Below are 19328 nucleotides of genomic sequence, written 5' to 3' on the forward strand. Positions count from 1 at the left end.
GGTGTCGCTGACTCAACTGCTACCCACGGTCCTTATGGTCTTGATGCTCCGCGCTCGTTGGGCATCTCCCCAGAAATGGCAGGTGTCCCGCTCGGCCGAACATCCGAAGCCGGGGTGGGAACGGACTTGCTCGGTCAACCGGGAGTGCTGCCTTGCGATCTACCGAAGCCTCATCAGCGCCCGGCAGTCTTGGCTGGAACCGTGAGACCGCGACACTGGCGCTGCTGTCGTTCGCGATGCTGATCGTCTCCCTGGACCAGTACATCGTGGTGGTGGCACTGCCCGACATCGCACGCGATTTGGGCTACTCGGCGCAAACGCTCCAGTCGGTGATCAGCGCTTACGCGGTGGCCTCGGCCGGCTTCCTGCTGTTCGGCGGTCGCGCAGCGGACCTGCTCGGGCGGCGCAGGATCCTGGCGACCGGACTTGTTCTCTATGCCGGAGCGTCACTTGCGGGTGGACTCGCCACCGGGCCGGGCGTGTTGCTCGCCGCACGCGCGATTCAAGGACTTGGTGGAGCCTTGGTCTTCCCCACCACGCTGGCGCTCATCAACACCACGTTCTCGGAAGGCCGGGTGCGTAACCGTGCGTTGGGCATCTGGGGCGGTGCGGGCGCGGCCGGCCTCGTGATCGGCGTGTTGCTCGGCGGACTACTGACTCAGGCTTTCGGCTGGGAAGCGGTCTTCTTGGTCAACGTTGCCTTGGCGGGCCCGGCACTGCTGCTTGCGTTCGTACTGATCCCGCCCGACGGTGAACGCGAGAAGGGCCGCAAGTTCGATCTGCCTGGCGCGCTGAGTGTCACTCTGGGCGTCACCTTGATCGTATTCGCTTTGGTTCAAGGACCCGGGCTGGGCTGGCTTTCGCCAGGCATTCTGATCAGCGTGGTGGCCGGTCTGCTGCTGATCGGAGCCTTCGCGGTAATCGAGCGGCGCAGCGTCGACCCGCTCATGCCCCCTGGGCTGCTCTCGAACCGAAATCTCATTACCGGCGTCGTCATCGCATTCATGTTCATGGCGACCTTCGGCTCTGTTCTCTATTTCCTGTCGATCTACTTTCAAGAGATCCTCGGATACGACCCCCTGCAAACCGGCGCCGGGTTCTTGATCCCCACAGCGGTGGTGGTCGCAGGCTCAACGTTGGCCGGCCAGATGGTGACCCGATTCGGACTCAGAAGCACGCTGGTGGCGGCTCTTGGCATTGGGGCGGTCGGCGCCGTAGCACTCGGCCTGGCGATCTCGCCGGACGGCTCGTACGTCGAGCTGATCCCAGGGCTCGTGGCGCTCAGCATCGGTGACGGCGTGGTGTTCACCACCATGTTCATCACTGCCGCGACTGGAGTGTCGGACCGAGAACAGGGCATCGCCTCAGGGGTTGCCTCCACGGGCTCCGGGGTGGGTGCCGCGGTCGGCCTCGCCATCCTTGTCCTGGTAGCCACCGCGGGTCTCGATGACCTCACCGGCGAGCGCCTGCGGATCGCGACCGCGGACGGGATCAGCACCACGCTGTTCGTTGTGGCCGGCGGGATCGTCATCACGCTTCTCGTCGCTGCGACGCGGTGCCCGACGCCGACAGTGCCAGAACCTGCTCCCGTACCCGCCCGGGGGCGTCGCTGTTAACGCAGCCCGTCTGCCTCCTGATCACCGGCACCACCGGCATCCCCGCCCCGGCTGCGAATGGCTTCCGCGGCGCGCAACAGTTCGGTGAGCACAGTCTGTACGGCCCTGCGCGCCACGCGCTCGGGGCGATGGAGCACGTCGACGTGGCGGCGGGCATGAACGTCGCGGAGAGGTCTGAGGACGACAGCCGGGTGCGGGCGGGCCGTCCAGCGCGGCATCAGGGCGACTCCGCCGCCGGCGGCGACCACCTCGGCGACCACCGAGATCTCGTTGATGCGATGGGCGATGTCGAGTCGCCGGCCGGCGGCGGCGGAGATGGCCTCGATGGTGGCCATGAGTGGAAAGCCGTCGTGAACGGTGATCCAGGGCTGGTCGGCGACATCACGAGGTGTCAGGCAGGGCTTCGCAGCCAGAGGGTGATCGGCAGGCAGGGCGACGTCGAGCGGTTCACGCAGCAGGGGCGTGGCCGTCGCGGTCCGTGGCCACGCCGGTGCGTGGTCGAGCCGGTGGGCGATGACGAGGTCGTAGTGGCGGGTCAGGGGTGGAAAGTCGTCCTGCGCGACGTCCTCGTCGTGGAGGGCGAGTCGGGGAGATCCCGGCGCACGGAGGCGCTGCAGCAACAGGGGGTAGAACGCCGCGGCTCCGCTGTGGAAGGCCGCCACCGACACCGCACCGTCGGGCTTTTCGACGAACTCGTCGATGGTGTGGCGCGCTCGGGCCAGAGCCGTCTCCACCCCGATCGCCGCATCGGCCAGGGCCTGCCCGGCGGCAGTGAGGACAAGCCTCCGCCCGTCGCGCTCGGTGAGCGGGACGGGGATCGAACGCTGCAGCAGCCGGAGTTGCTGCGAGATCGCCGAGGGCGTCACCCGCATCGCCTCCGCGACCGCGGTGACGCTTCCCAGCTCGCCCAGTTCTCGCAGGACACGCAGCTGTCTCTCGTCCACCGAGTCAGTGTAGCTTCGCTAAAGGATTACTTGAGCAACTCGTCGTTTACTTCAAAATGCTGGTCGTGAATCGTAGGCGCCATGCCAGCCACCCGTCGTACGGATGTGGTGCTCCTGGCCGTCGCCGTCGTCTGGGGCTCCAGTTATCTGACGGCGAAGACGGCCACGGACGCCACTCCGGTGTTGATCGTCCTTTTCCTGCGCTATCTCATTTCCGCTCTCGCCTGCGTCGCCGTCGTAGCGGCTCTGCGGAAACCCCGTCTCTTCACCCGAGACGAGATCAGCTACGGTTCCCTGCTCGGTCTCACCCAGGCCGCCGTCCTCGCGCTGGAGACGTACGGCGTCGCGCACACCAGCGCCGCGAACGCGGGCCTGATCATCAGCCTCACGCTTGTGCTCACACCGCTCCTGGACCGCGCGGGACGACAGAGCGGATTGTCGACGAGGTTCTTCCTCGCTGCCGGTCTGTGCGTCGGGGGCGTCGGCCTGCTCGTGTCCGGCAATGGTCTGCGTGCTCCTGGAACCGGTGATCTGTTGATGCTCGCGGCAGCGGTGGTCCGGGCGGCCCACGTGGTGCTCGTCGGCCGGGTCACCGCGGGCCGGACGCTGCGCCCACTGCACCTGACAACCGTTCAGGGCGTCGTCGGTGCAGCGCTGTTCTTCCTGCCCGCAGCGGGCAGTCTGCCGGTTCTCGCCCAGGCCGACGCAGCGACCTGGGCCCAGCTCGTCTACCTGGCCCTGTTCTGCAGCGTGTTCGCCTTCCTGGCCCAGACGTGGGCGGTGCAGCGCACCTCCGCGACTCGGGCCAGCCTCCTCCTGGGCACCGAACCGGTCTGGGCCCTCCTGGTCGGCATCGGCTTCGGCGACGAGCATCTCACCGTGCTCTCCATCCTCGGAGCTACGCTGATCGTCGCCGGAACGTACTGGGGACAGGCCGTCGAACGCGCCCACCGCGCCTCTCATCCGGAGGCAGCCGAAGGCCGGCTGCTGCAGGACCTTCCCGCGGCTCCAGGCTGACGCTCGAACGTTCGCCTATCCCAGTGCGCGCAGTGCGGCGACGCGGTCGTCCAGGGCGCTGCGACAGAAGGCGAGGTGATCCGCGCCGTATCCGCGGGGGCCGCACTCCACGACGAGCAACAGGCCCAGGTAGAGGTTGTAGAGGGCCAGGCGGTGGTGGAAGGCGGGAGTGAAGTCGAGGCGGCCGCCCGCCTGGACGTAGCCGGCAACGAGGTCGCTGTCCGGACCGGTGTCCCCGCCGAACGCCAGGGAGACCAGTTCGGCAGCCGGGTCGCCCCAGAACGCCCGCTCGTGGTCGATGATGCCGGTGATGTGGGCGTCGGAGCCGTCCCCGGTAGGGACGCGGACGAAGATGTTGCCCGGCCACAGGTCGAAGTGGATCAGACGCGGCTGGGTGACCTCGTCGAGGGCGTATCCGCCCTCGGCCACCATGGCCCGTATGTCGGCGGGCGGCACGCCGAGCTCGGACTGCCAGCGCTCGGCGTCGTCCAGGAGGGCATCCACCATGGCGGTGAACGCGGTCCGCCAGTCGGGGGCGGACAGCGCGGACTCGGCGGCCGGATAGCCGAACCGGCCGTCTTCGGGGGCCAGAGTGTGCAGCCGCGCGGTGAGCGCGCCCAGCTCGCGGCGCAGAACCGTCCGGGCGGTGGGGGGAAGGTGGTCGGCCACCTTGTCCCACGGGGTGCCCTCCAGCACGGAGACGGCGAGGAATCCGTCTCCAGCGTGCAGCAATGTGGGGCTCGGCACCCCGCCGCCGGCCAGGGACGCGACGCGCCGGTAGACCATGGCCTCGGTCGCCATGATGCCGCGCTCGTATCTCAGCACCGGAGCCCCGGCGGGCGGCGCGAGCTTCACCACAGCCGCGCGGCCGTCCTCGAGCCGGACCCTGTACGCGGTGTTGAACCAGCCGTCGGTCAGTTCCGTCTCCACGTCGCACCCGATGCCCGTCGTCCGGCGCATCAGGGCGTCCAACTCGGCGGCGGACAGGCGGCGCTTGGTCAGGCTCTGCATGGGCAGCACACTTTCAAATGAAGACACAGGGCGTGAAGACACATGGCGTGATGGCACAGGGCGTATGACAAGGGAGCACGGGAGCGCTCCCATTATGTTGGTGGTGTAGATCTCCGTACAGGGCCCGTCGACTCCAAGACACGACGCCCGCACCTCTGGCCGGATCCCCGGCCGGCGCAAGGCGCCGGAATCGGGGCGCGAGTCACAGTCGTCCGGCGACCGCCGCCACGAAGGCGTCGGGGTTGTCGAACATGACGTTGTGCCCGGAGCCCGGCACAATCACCACGCGCACACCCGAAGCCTCCAGGGCGTCACTTCCCGCGAGTTCACCGCTGAGCTCGCCCTGCAGGTAGACGCGCTCGAGCGTCAGCCCTGCGAGGAGAGTGCGCGCGACCGGCTCCGATCCCCGCCGCAGCCCGACGGCGCTGCGATGCAGGCCACGCCGGTCGGCCAGCCTCATGGTCGCCGCCCACAGCGGTCCCACATGCTCCAGCACGCGCGCGTACCCGCCCCCGACGAACTCGTCCTCCTCGTAGGAGGCGATTTCACTGCTCCCCTCGGCGGGCCCGGGAAAGGCGTCGAGAGTCGCTTCGGTGAGGACCAGACGGGACACGAGGTCGGGCCTGCGGTGGGCGAGGAGGATGGCGACCGAACCGCCCATGCTGTGCGCTATCAGCTCGGCGCCCGTCAGGCCCGCCGCGTCCAGCGCCGCCGCCAGCGCGTCGGTGTGGTCCTCGAGCGTGTAGCCGAAATGCTCCGGCCGGTCGCTGATGCCGTGTCCGGGCAGATCCACGAACAAGCTTCTGCGGCCCGCGAGTTCGGGACGGGCGGCGATGTGCGCGTGGTACACGGTCGACGCCGCTCCCAGCCCGTGCACGTACACGCGCGCGGGTTCCGCACCCGGCACCTCGGTCCAGCGGACGACGCTCCCCATGTCGTCGAACTCGGCCTGCTTCATCGCACCCTCCTGATGACGTCGCCGTCGTTTCCGGTACGCCAGAAGATACATCGTTCGCGAGGTATATAGAAGTCGATGTATTAAGCGTGTGATGTACAGCGTGAGTGCGAGAGAATGCGGGCATGCTGGAGCTCGCCATCCTCGGATTCCTGTACGACGCCCCACTGCACGGCTATGAGCTGCGCAAACGCATCACGGCGCTGACGGGACATGTTCGGCCTGTCGCGGAGAGCACGCTGTATCCCGCGATCAAGCGCTTGGAGAAGGCGGGTCTCCTGGCACGCACCACGGAGCCCGGCTCCGTGGCCGCCCCACGGCACGTCCTGACGCTCACCGACGAGGGCAGACGGGAACTGCGCGCACGGCTAGCCGAGCCCTCACAGCGCGACATCAGCGACGAGAACCGCTGGTTCACGGTCCTCGCCTTCCTCCGCCACCTGGACGACACCGCCGCCCAGTCGGCCGTACTACGGCGCAGGCTGGCCTTCCTGGAGGAACCGGCGAGCTTCTTCTACGACGGGGACCGGCCGCTGCGTGCCGAGGAGCTGGACGATCCCTTCCGGCGCGGCATCCTCACCATCGCGCGCGCCACGTCCCAGACCGAACTCACCTGGCTGCGCGACACCCTCGACTCACTGGGCAGTTGACTCGTCGACCGGGGCGGAACGCAGGCCAGGGTCGTACGAGCAGCGGTCGAACTCCTGAAGCGGGTGTCGATGGCCGGCTCGTCGCTAATCCGCTTGACCCCTCTGCCGGCTGACGTCAACCTCAGCCAATGGCCTTCCCCAACCTCCCCGGCAAACATGCCCTCCCAGCGCTCTTCCAGCCGCACGAAGCCCCGCACCACGCCCTCCGGAAGCAAGCCGGATTGCCGGCCGGCGTGGTGATCATGTACAGCGCACGGTTGAAGCGTGAGGTGCTGGAGCGTCATGAATCGCGCCGCATTGAGGGCTTCTTCGGCGAGTGCCACCTTGTGAAAGTGGAGGGCGGGCAGGTCGGTCTTCTCAGTGGATTCGGCATAGGTGGCCCGGCTGCTGCTTCCGTGCTGGAAGAGGCAATCGCCGCGGGCGCGCGGCGGGTGATCAGCATCGGGGGCGCCGGCGGACTTCGTGCGAGCCAAGTTCCTGGTGACTTGGTGGTCTGCGACCGGGCGGTCCGGGATGAAGGCGTCTCGCACCACTACCTGGCCCCCGCACGCTACGTACGACCGGACGAGGAGCTGACAGCTCGACTGATCGAGGCGCTCAAGGAACGCGGACGGCAAGTACAGGTTGGCGGCAGCTGGACGACTGACGCGATCTACCGGGAGACTCGCCAGGAGATGCTCACATACCGGGACGAAGGCGTGCTCACCGTCGAAATGGAGGCTGCGTCCTTGGCGGCAGTGGCTCAGTACCGAGGTGTGGCCTTCGCGACCGGCCTCGTCGTGATGGACTCACTGGCTGAAGAATCGTGGGAACCGAAAGGGCTCGCGGACGCGGCCGCGTTCGGGGCGCTGAACGATCTGTTCGACGCTGCAGCCGCCGTACTTGCCGGTGGCTGAATCCTGGGCCGAAGCGGGTAGGTGGTGGGCCGGCGTCGGCCGGCGTTCCGGGCCATGCCCGGAAGCCTTGGCGGCCGACGCCGGCCCGGGGGATCAGAGGTGGCCGCCGGGGGTCACCGTGAACGTCGCGGGACCGGCCGGCAGATCCACCGTGTACTGGCGCAGGTAGGTGTCCAGGTACGGTGAGCGCTCGCCGGCGGTGGCGGCGTCGTCGGCCGGGTCGTCCAGGGCCAGCTTGATCTGCGCGCCCTTGACCGCGATCGTCTCGCCGGAGGGCGTGTCGCGCCACGAGCCGGTCTGGATGGAGCCTATCTCCACGGCCAGGACGTGCCCGGCTGCCAGGGTCCAGTCGGTCGCCTTGAGGTCGACGGTCAGCCGGCCCGAGTCCAGCAGGGAGACCTGCTCGTCGAACATGGCGGCGGTGCCGTCCGGGGCGACGTCGTACAGCTTGAGCATGACGTTGCCCTCTCCCTTGGCGGTCAGGGAGACCTGCGGGGTGCCGGTGACGCGCACGGCCTGCTCGACCGGCTTGGACCACACGAAGAAGCTCGACGTGACCTCACCGGCTTCCTGTTGCTTCGCCAGCCCCTTGGCCAGGCCCTTCGGGGCGGCATGCTCGGTCGCGGGCGCGTTCTCCATGTCCCACTCGCCGGACGACTGTGCGGGCGCCTGCGGCGTCGGCTCGCCGGACGCGGCCAGGGCCGCGCGGCCGGAGGCACCGCCGTCGTCCACGTAACTGCCGCCGCCGAGCGGGAGGGTGACGGACCGCTCCACGACCGGCCACGTGTCCTGGGCGCGCCAGGCGCCGGTGGAGTCCTCGACGGCGTAGGCCGGGTAATCGACCGTCGGCTCGATGCCCTTGAGGTACTCGTCGTAGAAGGAGAGGGTCTCGTCGTACCAGCCCTCGCGACCCATGGACAACCGCCCGTCGCTGGTGCGGTCGCCGCCGCGCACGTGCTCCCACTGGCCGAGCCACCCGCGCTCCGGGCCCGCGTGGTTGTCGAGGTACTCCTGCATCTCCTCGGGCTTGGTGTTGTTCTCGATGAAGCCCTGGGTGACGAACAGCGGGGTGTCGGTGCCCTCGGCCATCTTCGCCAGGTCGCGGGAGGTCCAGTGCTCGTCCCACTGGTCGGCTATCCGGTACCCGGCCGAATTCTCCGTGAGGCACTCAGGGTGGGTCTGCTCCCACCGGGCGTTGGCCTGGTACTGCGCGTCGTCGTCCGCCAACGGGGCCATCGTGGCGATGGAGTTGTAGGCGTTGGCGGTGCCGGTGACGTTCGGGCGGGGCACGCCGTTGGAGTAGATGTACTGGTACATGTCCCACACGGGCTCCTGGGCGACGACGGCCTTGAGCGCGTCCTGGTCCAGGTCGTTGCCGACGAGGCCCGTGACGGCGTCGTACGACTTGCCGTACATGCCGACCGCACCGGTGGACCACGGCTGGCCCGCGGCCCAGTCGATCGCGGCCTTGACGTCGGCCTGCTCGCCGGGGCCGGCCCAGTCGAGGCAGCCGGTGGAGCCGCCGAAGCCGCGCAGGTCCACCATGACGAAGGCGTAGCCGTGGGCGAACAGGTCGGTGCCCTCGATGAAGTCCTGGAAGCGGGACGAGGGGCCGGTGTGCGTCCAGCCCTCGGGACCGGTCTGCCCGGAGTGCCCGAAGTACGGGCCGATCGACAGGATGACGGGTACCTGCTCGCCCTCGGCCAGGCCCTCGGGCAGCAGGACGTCGGCGTGGAGCTCGGTGCCGGAGTCGTCCGAGGACGGGAAGTAGCGCTGCGTCCAGACCGAGCCCTCCGGGACACGGTCGTTCTCCTCGTGCGTGACGGGGTCGGTAGCGGCGGCGACCGCGCCTGTCCGGGCCTGCGCTGTGGCGGCGGGCTCGGACGCCGCGCCGGGCGCTGCGGCGGCGGGGCCGGCGAGCGCGCCGGTCAACGCGAGGGTGGTGACGAGTACTGAGGCGGCCCAGGCAGCCGCGCGACGTCTTTTCACATGCGCCTCCCAGAGTGATGGGTACGGGGTGGTGCAGGTGGTGCCGGTCGAGCAGCGGCCCTGGCCCGCCGTCGAGGCGCGACGATGGGCGGCCGCACGCACGCGGGGAACTGGATCGCGGGCGTGGGTCGGAGCCGACGGCGAGCGAGCTTATGATCATCGTTGAAACGCGTCAACGCGGCGGTGTGTCAGGCGTGTTACTGGTGTTGTCGGCCCGACCGATGTCCGGGGAAGGCGCGCGCTCGCCGTGCACGGCGAGCGCGCAGAAGCGCCTCACCGTCCCCGGCACCTTTCCCACCTCCGGGTTGGAAACCCCTCTGCCGAGGGAGCCGGAGAGGCTCACCTACCGACATCCACCCATCCCCCTGACGCACCATCACGAAAGTCAGCAAAGAGCGCATCAGTCCGATCAGAGATGGTCACACCGGACTACACTTGCACCCGCACCGACCACCCCTCGGGATGCCGGTCGACCTGGCACAACGCGGCCTTGGAGCCGATCCCGCCGAACGAGGAGCCGCGCCGTGTTCTACTACGTCCTCAAGTACGTCCTCCTGGGGCCCCTGCTGCGGCTGTTGTTCCGGCCCCGGATCGAGGGTCTCGAGCATGTGCCGGCGTCGGGCGCGGCGATCATCGCGGGGAACCATCTGTCGTTCTCGGACCACTTTCTGATGCCCGCGATCCTCAAACGGCGCATCACCTTTCTCGCGAAGGCCGAGTACTTCACGGGCCCTGGCATCAAGGGGCGGCTGACCGCGGCGTTCTTCCGCAGCGCCGGGCAGATCCCGGTCGACCGCTCCGGCAAGGAGGCCGGACAGGCCGCGATCCGCGAGGGGCTCGGAGTGCTCGGCAAGGGCGAGCTGCTCGGCATCTACCCGGAGGGCACCCGCTCGCACGACGGACGGCTCTACAAGGGCAAGGTCGGGGTCGCCGCGATGGCGCTGAAGGCGCGGGTGCCGGTGATTCCGTGCGCGATGATCGGCACGTTCGAGGCCCAGCCGCCCGGCCAGGTGGTGCCGAACCTCCGGCGCGTGACGATCCGCTTCGGCGAGCCGCTGGACTTCTCCCGCTACATCGGCATGGAGGACGAGAAAGCGATCCTTCGTGCCGTGACGGACGAGATCATGTACGCGATCCTCGGCCTGTCGGGTCAGGAGTACGTCGACAAGTACGCCGCCGTGGTCAAGGCCGAAGAGGCCCAGGAGGCCGAGAAGGCGAAGCAGGACGCGAAGGGTCCGGAAGGCCGGAAGGGCCCGGAGGGCAGGAAGTTCCCGCGCATGCCGCTCAGTTGACGGAGCCGACGCGAGGGGTTGATGGAGCCGACGAGCGAGTGCGGGGGACGAGCGGCGACCCGCCCCTCCCCCGCACTTGCCGTTTCTCTCCGGAATTCTCCGGTTACGGCTTGGGCGTGGCGTGCGGAGCGCACGTCACGTCGCTGGTGTCCGTCCCGCCGGTGAGCAGATAGGTGTCGACCCGCTCGTTGATGCACGGGTTGACCAGGTTGGTGACACCATGCGAGCCCGCGTCCTTCTCGGTGATCAGACGCGAGCCCGTGAAGCGCTTGTGCAGCTCGACTGCGCCCTCGTACGGGGTGGCCGCGTCACGCGTGGACTGCACGATCAGGACGGCCGGAAGCCCCTTGCCCGCCTTGACGTTCAGCGGTGTCTGCTGCTTCGCGGGCCAGGTGGCGCACGGCAGGTTCATCCAGGCGTTGGCCCACGTCATGAACGGATAGTCCTTGTGGAGCCGGGTGTTGTCGCGGTCCCAGGTCTTCCAGTTGGTGGGCCACTTGGCGTCGGCGCACTCGACAGCGGTGTAGACGGCGTTGCCGTTCTCCGACGCGGCGTTGCCCGCGGTGTCGGAGAGGTCGGGTGCCGCGGCGTCGACGAGTGCCTGCGTGTCACCGGCGACGTACTCGCTCCACACCTGGGCGGTCGGCACCCATGCGGAGTCGTAGTACGGCGCGCTCTGGAAGAAGGAGATCAGCTCGGCGGGGCCGACGACGCCGCCGATCGGGCTCTTCTTCGCCGTGGCGCGCAGCTCCAGCCACTTCGCCTGGACCTCGTCGCGGGTGGAGCCGAGGTGGAAGGTCGCGTCGTTCTTGGCGACCCAGTCCTCCCAGTCCTTCCAGCGGCCCTCGAAGGCGACGTCCTGGTCGAGGTTGGCCTGGTACCAGATCTTCTCGCGCGACGGGTTGACGACGCTGTCGAGGACCATGCGGCGGACGTGGCCCGGGAAGAGCGTGCCGTAGACGGCGCCCAGGTAGGTGCCGTAGGAGACGCCCAGGTAGTTGAGCTTCTTCTCGCCGAGCGCGGCCCGGATGACGTCCAGGTCGCGGGCGGTGTTCGGCGTCGTCATGTGCGGCAGCATCTCGCCGCTGCGTTCGGCGCAGCCGTCCGCGTACTCGGCGGCGAGCTTGCGTTGGGCGAGCTTGTCGGCCTCGCTGTCCGGCACGGGGTCGAGCTTGGGGGCCTTCACGAACTCCTGCGGGTCGATGCAGGAGATCGGCGCCGAGTGGCCGACACCGCGCGGGTCGAAGCCCACGAAGTCGTATGCCTTCGCGGTCTTCTCCCACAGCGCGCTCTTGGTGACGACGCGGCGCGGGAAGCGCAGGCCGGAGCCGCCGGGGCCGCCCGGGTTGTAGATGAGCGCGCCCTGACGCTCCTCCTTGGTGCCGGTGTTCCCGATGCGGTCGACGGCGAGCTTGATCTGCTTTCCGTACGGCTTCGCGTAGTCGAGGGGGACGCTGACCCAGCCGCACTGGATGGGCTTCTCGAGGCCCCAGTCGGCCGGGCAGTCCACCCAATCGATGCCCGCCTCGGCCGCGCGGGCGGCGGCGATGGCCGCGCCGCGCGCCTCGCGGTCCTGGCCGGTGCGGGTGTTCGCGCTGGCCGAGGGGGCCGCGATGGCTCCGGCCATCAGCGTCGCCGCTATCAGAGTGCCGGCGGAGCCGAGCACAGCGGTTCGCTTCGGACGTGGCGTCCGTCTCAAGTGGGGCCTCCCGTTTACCGATTGGATCAGTCCGGGCGATCCTTTCGGCTGTGAGGTCCCTGAGAACAGATGGAAGCAGCCTTCTTTGCCAATCCGATAAGCGGATAGGGATGCCCCGTTGAGCGGAGAGTGTCCGGTCAGCCGAGGGTGCGGGCCGCTTCGTCGAGTACGCGGCGCAGGTGGCGGGCGTCGGGCGCGACGGCCGTGACGAGGACACCGGGCCCGGCCAGCGGGGCGAGGGCGGCGAACTCGCCGAGCAGCGCCGCCTGAGGCATCTCCCGCTCGAACTCCGGTCGTACGACGACGAGTTGCCCGACCGCGCGATGCCCCGCCAGCACGGCCGGACCGTCCCAGCCGCCGGGCGCTCCGGGCCCGCAAGCCAGCTCCTGGTCGAGCAGCAACCGCCCGGCTCGGCGCACCGTGAGGCGGCTGTTGAGCCGGCCGGGTGCCTCTCCCGCACGGCCGAGCACCTGCTCCTCGCGCAGCACGAGGCGCGCGCCCGCGGCAAGCTCGGCACGCGTGGTGACCTGCAGTTCGCTGTCGCTCGCGGAGATCAACTGCTCGGGCAGCCAGTGCAGTTCGGCGTGATCGGCGACGGTGAGCCGGACGTCGTAACGCGCCGGGCCCTTGGCCTGCCCCGGCAGGGCGATGGTGGCGGCGGCCGAACCGACGTGCAGCCGCGCGCCCTCGTGGGCGGTCGCCTCGACGGTGAAGTGGTCGCCGCCGAGGGGACCACTCATCGCACCGACGAGCATGACGCGCGCCTCGGACCCGACCGCACGGGTCCGGCGCAGCGCGAGCGGGCCCTCTCCTTCGAGCACGGGCAGGGCGGTTCCGCCCCGGCCGTCCACGGTGGCGGCGATCCTGGCGGTGGCCCGGACGCCGGCGGAGGTCATCACGCCGTCGTCCAGGCGGCGAGCTGTGCCCGAACCCAGTCGGCGACGGCGGCGACACCGTCGTCCGACCTCAGGGACTGGAAGACGACGGGCAGTTCGGCCCGCTGCGCCTTGGCGTCCGCCGCCATCCGGCCCAGGTCGGAGCCGACGTACGGCGCGAGGTCCGTCTTGTTGACGACGAGCAGGTCGGCCGTGGTGACCCCCGGCCCGCCCTTGCGCGGGATGTCGTCTCCGCCCGCCACGTCGATGACGAAGATCTGCGCGTCGACGAGCCCCTTGGAGAACGTGGCGGTGAGGTTGTCCCCGCCCGACTCGACGAGGATGAGGTCCAGCGGGCCGACCTCGTCCTCGAGATCCTCGACGGCCTCGAGGTTGGCGGAGATGTCGTCGCGGATCGCGGTGTGCGGACAGGCCCCGGTCTCCACGGCGGTGATCCGCTCGGGCGGCAGCACGGCCTCCCGAAGCAGGAATTCGGCGTCCTCACGTGTGTAGATGTCGTTGGTGACGACGGCGAGCGACAGTTCTTCGCGCAGGGCGTGGCACAGCGCGGCGACGGTCGCGGTCTTCCCGGACCCGACGGGCCCGCCGAGCCCGATACGCAGGGCGCGCCGAGAGCCGTCGGGCCGGTGTGCGTCGGCACTGAGGGCGGAGGGTCCGTCGTGGGAGTGGTCGAGATGCATGGAGCGGCTCCAGAAAGTCAGCCCGTCCGGCGTTTGAGGACGAGCCCGCTAGGGCGATAGGGGGTCTGGGGGCAGAGCCCCCAGCAGGGGTCCAGGGGCTGGACCCCTGGTTACGGGAAGGGGCGGGGTGGGGGAAGAAAAACCAGCAACCCCCTAAGAAGCAAAGAGCCGCACAGCCCAAGCAGCATGCGCCTCCGCACTGATCTCCAACAACGGCGCAGACCCCGCAGGCAACGCATCTACCCCCTCATCGACAGCAACCCGCGCCGCATCAGCCGCCGCGTGAGCGACCCGATCAAGCTCGGGCGCAAGCCGCGCCAACACCCCGGTCGCATCGAACGGATCAAGACTCAGCAACCGCACCGTCGCGCTAGCCGCCCCACTGACGCTCTCGTACGCCGCGCAATACGCGGCATCAACAGGCCCCAGCCCGGCAGCACGAGCAGCCACCCCCAGCACAACAGGCTGATGGGCACCCTTGGGAAACAACCGTGCCACCGCGTCGAGTTCGGGATGCGGCCAGGTGGCCCGCGCGGCCCGCATCATCTGGCGCCCCAGCCGCCGCGCAACGTTACGCAGCGCAGGCGACGGCGTCCGGGCGTCCGCGGCCTCGTCCAGCTCCGCCGGATCGAGACCGAGCGCGGCGGCCGCGGCCAGTGCGGCCGACACGAGCCCGGCGGTGTGCAGCCGCCCGCGGCAGAACTCCTCCAGGCGCGCGGCGTCGGTGATGCGCCCGGCCTTGACGGCCGCCTCGGCCCCGCCGGAGTGGGCGTGCCCACCGGCGGGGAAGCGGCCGTCGGCCAGGACGAGAAGTGCAGCTTGAGACATGGCCGGCTCAGAAGAGGAAGTAGCGCTGGGTCATGGGCAGTTCGGCGGCCGGAGTCGCCTCGACCAGCTCTCCGTCGATATGGACGGCGAAGCTGTCGGGGTCGACCTGGACGCGCGGCATGGCGTCGTTCTCCCGCATGTCCGCCTTGGTCACACCCCGGGTGCTCTCGATGGCCACGAACTTCTTGCCGAGACCGAGCCGCTCGGGCAGCCCGTCCTCGATGGCGCAGGGCGCCACGAAGTTCAGCGAGTTGGAGGCGGGAGCCCGCCCGATCGCGCCGTACATCGGACGGGGCAGAATCGGCTGCGGAGTCGGGATGGACGCGTTCGCGTCGCCCATCTGCGCGTACGCGATCTGGCCGCCCTTGACGACGAGATGCGGCTTGACGCCGAAGAACGCCGGCTCCCACAGCACCAGGTCGGCGAGCTTGCCGGTCTCGACGGAGCCCACCTCGTGGGCGAGCCCCTGCGCGACGGCCGGGTTGATCGTGTATTTGGCGACATAGCGACGAACCCGGCGGTTGTCCGCGCGCCCGTCCCCCGGCAGCGCACCGCGCCGCCGCTTCATCACATGCGCGGTCTGCCAGGTACGCATGATGACCTCGCCCACCCGCCCCATGGCCTGCGCATCCGAGGAGATGATCGAGATCGCGCCCAGGTCGTGCAGTATGTCCTCGGCCCCGATGGTGGAGGGCCGGATCCGGGACTCGGCGAACGCCAGGTCCTCCGGCACGGCCGCGTTGAGGTGGTGGCAGACCATCAGCATGTCGAGGTGTTCCTCGGCGGTGTTGACGGTGTAGGGCCGGGTCGGGTTGGTGGAGCTGGGCAGCACGTACGGCTCGGAGACCACCGTCATGATGTCGGGTGCGTGCCCGCCGCCGGCACCCTCGGTGTGGTACGCGTGGATCGTGCGCCCCGCGATCGCGGCAAGCGTGTCGCCCACGAACCCGGCCTCGTTGAGGGTGTCCGTGTGGATGGCGATCTGCGCACCGGTCTGGTCCGCGACGGTCAGCGCGGCATCGATGACGGCGGGCGTCGACCCCCAGTCCTCGTGGAGCTTCAGCCCCAGCGCACCGCCGCGCAGCTGCGACAGCATCGCCTCGTGCGAGACGGTGTTGCCCTTGCCGAGCAGACCGAAGTTGAGCGGGTACGCCTCCATCGCCTCCAGCATCCGGGCCAGGTGCCAGGGGCCGGGCGTGACGGTGGTCGCCTTGGAGCCCTCGGCGGGGCCGGTGCCGCCGCCGACCAGGGTGGTGATGCCGGAGGCGAGGGCCTCGTCGGCGATCTGCGGGCAGATCAGATGGACGTGCGCGTCGATGGCACCCGCGGTCACGATGCGGCCGTTGCCCGCGATGATCTCGGTCTCCGGGCCGATGACGAGATCGGGGTGCACCCCGTCCATGGTGTCCGGGTTGCCCGCCTTGCCGATGCCGGTGATACGGCCGTCGCGGATGCCGATGTCCGCCTTGACGATGCCCCAGTGGTCGACGATCACGGCGCCGGTGATCACGGTGTCGGGCGTGCCCTCTGCGCGCGTAGCACGGGACTGGCCCATCGACTCGCGGATGACCTTGCCGCCACCGAACACCGCCTCGTCACCGGCGAGCCCGGGACCGCCGGAACGGTCCTCCTCGATCTCGATCAGCAGATCGGTGTCGGCGAGCCGGATGCGGTCGCCGGTGGTGGGGCCGAACAGGTCGGCGTACGCGGCACGGGAGATCTCAGGCATCGAGGGCACCTCCGGTCTCGCCGCGCAGCCCGGGCACCACGCGGGCGCCGGTGAGCGGGACGAGTTCGACGTCGACGGGGATTCCGGGCTCGAAGCGCACGGCGGTGCCGGCGGCGATGTTGAGCCGCTTGCCGCGCGCGGCCGCGCGGTCGAACTCCAGACCGGGGTTGGCCTCGGCGAAGTGGTAGTGGGAGCCGACCTGGACGGGCCGGTCGGCTGCGTTGAGGACGGTGAGCTGCGTGACCTCGCGGCCCTCGTTGACGACGACGGGCTCGTCCGCGAAGAGGATCTCTCCAGGAATCAACACGGCCCCCTCAGACGATCGGGTCGTGGACGGTGACGAGCTTGGTGCCGTCCGGGAAGGTGGCCTCGACCTGGACGTCGTGGATCATCTCGGGGATGCCCTCCATGACGTCGTCGCGGGTGAGCAGCTTCCGTCCGGAGGCCATCAGTTCCGCGACGGTGCGGCCGTCGCGGGCTCCTTCGAGGATGTGCGAGGTGATGAGGGCGACCGCCTCGGGATGGTTCAGCTTGAGCCCGCGGGCCCGGCGCTTCTCGGCCACGTCGGCGGCCACATGGATGAGCAGTCGCTCCTGCTCGTGCGGCGTCAGTTGCACGCGTCCCACCTCACAGTCTCGCGCCGGACCGTGCGGGGTCCGGCTGCCGCAGCCACCACGGCGGGGCTGGATGTCGTACCGCCACCACGGCGAGGCCGTATGCCGTACACGGGCGCGGCGCACGAACCCGCGCACCTCCGACCGCCAAAACCCCTGGTGACATGGTGGTGCAGGCTAGTTCGACGGAGTTTCAGGGACGTTAACCGGCTTCCGGCGCGCGATGGGACCGGCCCGCCGGTTCGCTGCCGTCCGCCTTCTGATCCTCGTCGCGCCGACGAGATGCGGACCGTATACCTCTCCCAGGTCTCGCCCACCCGCCCGCCCGTACCAGCGCCGCATTCCTGTTTCAGGACTCCCGCGCCTCGGCCACCCACCCGTACCAGCGGCGCATCACCGCGGGCCGGACCCCCGGTGCTCCGCGGCGATACCGAAGCGCTGGCGTTCGCCGGGAGCGGACGGCATGGAGCCGATGGCGGAGACGGAGCTGATCACCTGCTCATCCGCTGCCCCCTCGATCTCCTCGAGACGCTGCAGGTCAGCGGCCGAGACCAGGGCGACGAGGGGCTTTCCGTGGCGGGTGACAACCACGCGCTCGCCGCCGTACACGACACGGTTGATCAGGTCGGCAAGCTCAGACCGGGCTTGCGTCACCGGAATCTCATAGGCCATGGTTCCATCATAACGTCATGTACGTCCTGTACATTTTTTACAGAGCTGCACGGGCCGTAGGGGCTGCAGCTGCACAAGCCCGCACACGACTGCGTACGGGACGGCCGACGGAACACCGCATGAACGTCGCGGCGAGGCCTCAGCCGAGGCCTCGCATGAGGAGGCGCCTGCCATGAACCGACCGACCGGGACCGGGCCGACCGGTACGAGCCCGACTGCCCGCCATGTCCTGCCCGAGTTCACCGAGCGCACGACGTCGGGCCACCGGACCCTCGATCCCTACTCGAAGCTGCTGGAGGAGCGGATCGTCTTCCTCGGGACGCCGATCGACGACACGTCGGCGAACGACGTGATGGCGCAGTTCATGCACCTCGAGTACACGGCGCCGGACCGGGACATCTCGCTGTACATCAACTCGCCCGGCGGCTCGTTCAGCGCGATGACGGCGATCTACGACACGATGCAGTTCGTCAGCTGCGACGTGGAGACGATCTGCCTGGGCCAGGCGGCGTCTGCCGCCGCGGTGCTGCTGGCCTGCGGCACACCGGGCAAGCGGTTCGCGCTGCCCGGCGCGCGCGTGCTTATCCACCAGCCGTCGCTCGCCGAGCCGGTACAGGGTCAGGCGGACGATCTGGCGATCCAGGCTCGCGAGATGATGCGCACGCGTGAGCTGCTGGAGGAACTGCTGCAGCGCCACACCGGGCAGAGCCTGGAGCGCATCCGCTCGGACATCGAGCGGGACAAGATCCTCGACGCGCAGGGGGCCTTGGAGTACGGGCTCGTGGACCGGATCATCCCCAGCCGCAAGGCGTCGGGCACCGCGTACGGCGCGAGGTGAGCCGCCGATGCTGCCACCCGAACTGCCGCCGCTGCCCGCACTCACCCGCGCCGAGGGCGAACTGATCGACCGTTACCTGGAAGTGGTCGACCTGCTGGGCCGGATCAACCCGGCGCGCGCCCACGACACCTACGGCGGGCTGCGTGCGGCCCAGGCGCTGGTGGGCGCTGCGGCGGCGCTCCGGGACGCGTTGGCGCTGATGCATCAGCGGGGAGAGACCGAGGTCCACACGCCCACGCTTGCGCGTGCTCTGCGGGTCCTGGACGGGGAGCGTCGCGCGGCACGGGTCACCGTGCCGCCGCCCAGGAGCGATTGATGCCGCCCCAGAAGCGATCAACGTCGCGTCGGGATCGTTTGACGACCGGTCAGGGCTTGTGCGGCACCACACGAGGACCGAACTCACCCCGGCCATGGCCGAACAAGGTCCGGCCGTGACCGAACAAGCCCTCAGTCGATGACAGAAGGATGCCCGCCAGGGAGCACCGGCGGCGGACCCGACGAGCCCTCACCGCCCCATCACCCGCGCCGCGACGCCTCCCCGACCGTCCGGACCGGATTTGAAACGGCCCAGTCGGGCTACCCCCGTTCGGCGTAGAAAGCGATAGACATTTTCGGTCGCCAAACTTGCGCAACATGCGTACACAACGGTCGAAATATTGCCTTTCGGTGCTGGTCCGGCCATCATCGGGCCCTTCGCCGCCCATTCGAAAACTTGCCTGTCCACCCAATCGGATGAGTGGTGAGGAGCTTCACAAATCGCCGGTTCGCCTCGGATTTCGGGCCCTGTGTGCGTGAAGATCCCTTCCGACGACAAGCCCCCGCCACCGCGGCGGGGCGGTCCGGGCGGACGCCGAGTCCTGCCGCCGCCCGGATGTCAGGTCGACATCTGTGGATCGGCAGGAGTGGAGGCCCCAGCACGGCGGGCAGCCCGGAGCACTCCGGGAGGCCCTTGGGGTGAAGCCGCACTCCGCGGCCGGGCATCTTCGCCTGCCCGAACCCGAC

The 19328-nt window shown here is 69.5% G+C and carries 19 protein-coding genes; 7 read left to right on the plus strand and 12 right to left on the minus strand.

The window, feature by feature from the left end; all coding sequences use genetic code 11:
- The first annotated feature begins 152 nt into the window (after window positions 1-152).
- A complete protein-coding gene (locus tag ABT009_RS08670; protein WP_351291018.1) occupies window positions 153-1616 on the plus strand; it encodes an MFS transporter in 1464 nt (487 codons plus the stop codon).
- On the opposite strand, the gene ABT009_RS08675 is transcribed toward ABT009_RS08670, so the two are convergent.
- A complete protein-coding gene (locus tag ABT009_RS08675; RefSeq protein WP_351291020.1) occupies window positions 1613-2560 on the minus strand; it encodes a LysR family transcriptional regulator in 948 nt (315 codons plus the stop codon). The two genes, ABT009_RS08670 and ABT009_RS08675, sit on opposite strands and share 4 nt — an antisense overlap.
- A gap of 81 nt (window positions 2561-2641) precedes the next feature.
- Here ABT009_RS08675 and ABT009_RS08680 point away from each other — a divergent pair, with 81 nt between their 5' ends.
- On the plus strand, window positions 2642-3577 hold the full coding sequence (locus tag ABT009_RS08680) for a DMT family transporter (protein WP_351291022.1): 936 nt from the start codon (window positions 2642-2644) through the stop codon (window positions 3575-3577).
- A gap of 15 nt (window positions 3578-3592) precedes the next feature.
- Here ABT009_RS08680 and ABT009_RS08685 read toward each other — a convergent pair whose 3' ends face one another.
- Window positions 3593-4588, minus strand: a complete 996-nt coding sequence (locus ABT009_RS08685) for a phosphotransferase family protein (RefSeq protein WP_351291024.1) — start codon at window positions 4586-4588, stop codon at window positions 3593-3595.
- 202 nt (window positions 4589-4790) lie between these two features.
- On the minus strand, window positions 4791-5546 hold the full coding sequence (locus ABT009_RS08690; protein WP_351291026.1) for an alpha/beta fold hydrolase: 756 nt from the start codon (window positions 5544-5546) through the stop codon (window positions 4791-4793).
- 122 nt (window positions 5547-5668) lie between these two features.
- Between ABT009_RS08690 and ABT009_RS08695 the strand changes: the two genes are divergently transcribed.
- Together ABT009_RS08695 and ABT009_RS08700 are read left to right on the plus strand one after the other, a co-directional pair.
- Complete coding sequence (locus tag ABT009_RS08695; protein WP_351291028.1) at window positions 5669-6193, plus strand: PadR family transcriptional regulator; 525 nt, start codon at window positions 5669-5671, stop codon at window positions 6191-6193.
- 128 nt (window positions 6194-6321) lie between these two features.
- Window positions 6322-7089: a nucleoside phosphorylase gene (locus ABT009_RS08700; RefSeq protein WP_351291030.1), complete on the plus strand. Its 768-nt coding sequence runs from the start codon at window positions 6322-6324 to the stop codon at window positions 7087-7089.
- 93 nt (window positions 7090-7182) lie between these two features.
- Here the strand turns inward: ABT009_RS08700 and ABT009_RS08705 are convergent, their stop codons facing one another.
- Window positions 7183-9078, minus strand: a complete 1896-nt coding sequence (locus ABT009_RS08705; RefSeq protein ID WP_351291032.1) for a CocE/NonD family hydrolase — start codon at window positions 9076-9078, stop codon at window positions 7183-7185.
- A gap of 524 nt (window positions 9079-9602) precedes the next feature.
- Between ABT009_RS08705 and ABT009_RS08710 the strand changes: the two genes are divergently transcribed.
- Window positions 9603-10370, plus strand: coding sequence for a lysophospholipid acyltransferase family protein (locus ABT009_RS08710; protein WP_351291034.1), 768 nt, complete (start codon window positions 9603-9605; stop codon window positions 10368-10370).
- 103 nt (window positions 10371-10473) lie between these two features.
- Here the strand turns inward: ABT009_RS08710 and ABT009_RS08715 are convergent, their stop codons facing one another.
- From ABT009_RS08715 to ABT009_RS08750, 8 genes are all read right to left on the minus strand, one after another.
- Complete coding sequence (locus tag ABT009_RS08715; protein WP_351291331.1) at window positions 10474-11997, minus strand: alpha/beta hydrolase; 1524 nt, start codon at window positions 11995-11997, stop codon at window positions 10474-10476.
- A gap of 209 nt (window positions 11998-12206) precedes the next feature.
- A complete protein-coding gene (locus ABT009_RS08720; RefSeq protein ID WP_351291036.1) occupies window positions 12207-12965 on the minus strand; it encodes an urease accessory protein UreD in 759 nt (252 codons plus the stop codon).
- Window positions 12965-13645 (minus strand): urease accessory protein UreG, encoded by a 681-nt coding sequence (gene ureG / locus ABT009_RS08725; RefSeq protein ID WP_351291038.1) that lies wholly within the window; start codon window positions 13643-13645, stop codon window positions 12965-12967. Before ureG ends, ABT009_RS08720 begins: the two co-directional genes overlap by 1 nt.
- Window positions 13646-13798: 153 nt before the next feature.
- Window positions 13799-14473, minus strand: coding sequence for an urease accessory protein UreF (locus ABT009_RS08730; protein ID WP_351291040.1), 675 nt, complete (start codon window positions 14471-14473; stop codon window positions 13799-13801).
- Between the two features lie 7 nt (window positions 14474-14480).
- Window positions 14481-16202: an urease subunit alpha gene (locus tag ABT009_RS08735; protein ID WP_351291042.1), complete on the minus strand. Its 1722-nt coding sequence runs from the start codon at window positions 16200-16202 to the stop codon at window positions 14481-14483.
- The gene (locus ABT009_RS08740; protein ID WP_181657901.1) at window positions 16195-16506 is read right to left on the minus strand and encodes an urease subunit beta; all 312 of its coding nucleotides are present in this window, start codon (window positions 16504-16506) and stop codon (window positions 16195-16197) included. Before ABT009_RS08740 ends, ABT009_RS08735 begins: the two co-directional genes overlap by 8 nt.
- Before the next feature lie 10 nt (window positions 16507-16516).
- On the minus strand, window positions 16517-16819 hold the full coding sequence (locus ABT009_RS08745) for an urease subunit gamma (protein WP_010355509.1): 303 nt from the start codon (window positions 16817-16819) through the stop codon (window positions 16517-16519).
- A 390-nt stretch (window positions 16820-17209) separates the two neighbouring features.
- Window positions 17210-17488, minus strand: coding sequence for a type II toxin-antitoxin system Phd/YefM family antitoxin (locus ABT009_RS08750; RefSeq protein ID WP_351291045.1), 279 nt, complete (start codon window positions 17486-17488; stop codon window positions 17210-17212).
- A 172-nt stretch (window positions 17489-17660) separates the two neighbouring features.
- Here ABT009_RS08750 and ABT009_RS08755 point away from each other — a divergent pair, with 172 nt between their 5' ends.
- Window positions 17661-18326 carry an ATP-dependent Clp protease proteolytic subunit gene (locus tag ABT009_RS08755; protein ID WP_351291047.1) on the plus strand — a complete coding sequence of 222 codons (666 nt, stop codon included), beginning with the start codon at window positions 17661-17663 and terminating at the stop codon, window positions 18324-18326.
- A 7-nt stretch (window positions 18327-18333) separates the two neighbouring features.
- Entirely contained in the window at window positions 18334-18642 is a 309-nt protein-coding gene (locus ABT009_RS08760) for a hypothetical protein (RefSeq protein WP_181657897.1), read from the plus strand.
- Window positions 18643-19328 lie beyond the last annotated feature (686 nt).

Origin of the sequence: Streptomyces sp. NPDC002896 (genome assembly GCF_040295225.1) — a bacterium.
Taxonomy (GTDB): domain Bacteria; phylum Actinomycetota; class Actinomycetes; order Streptomycetales; family Streptomycetaceae; genus Streptomyces.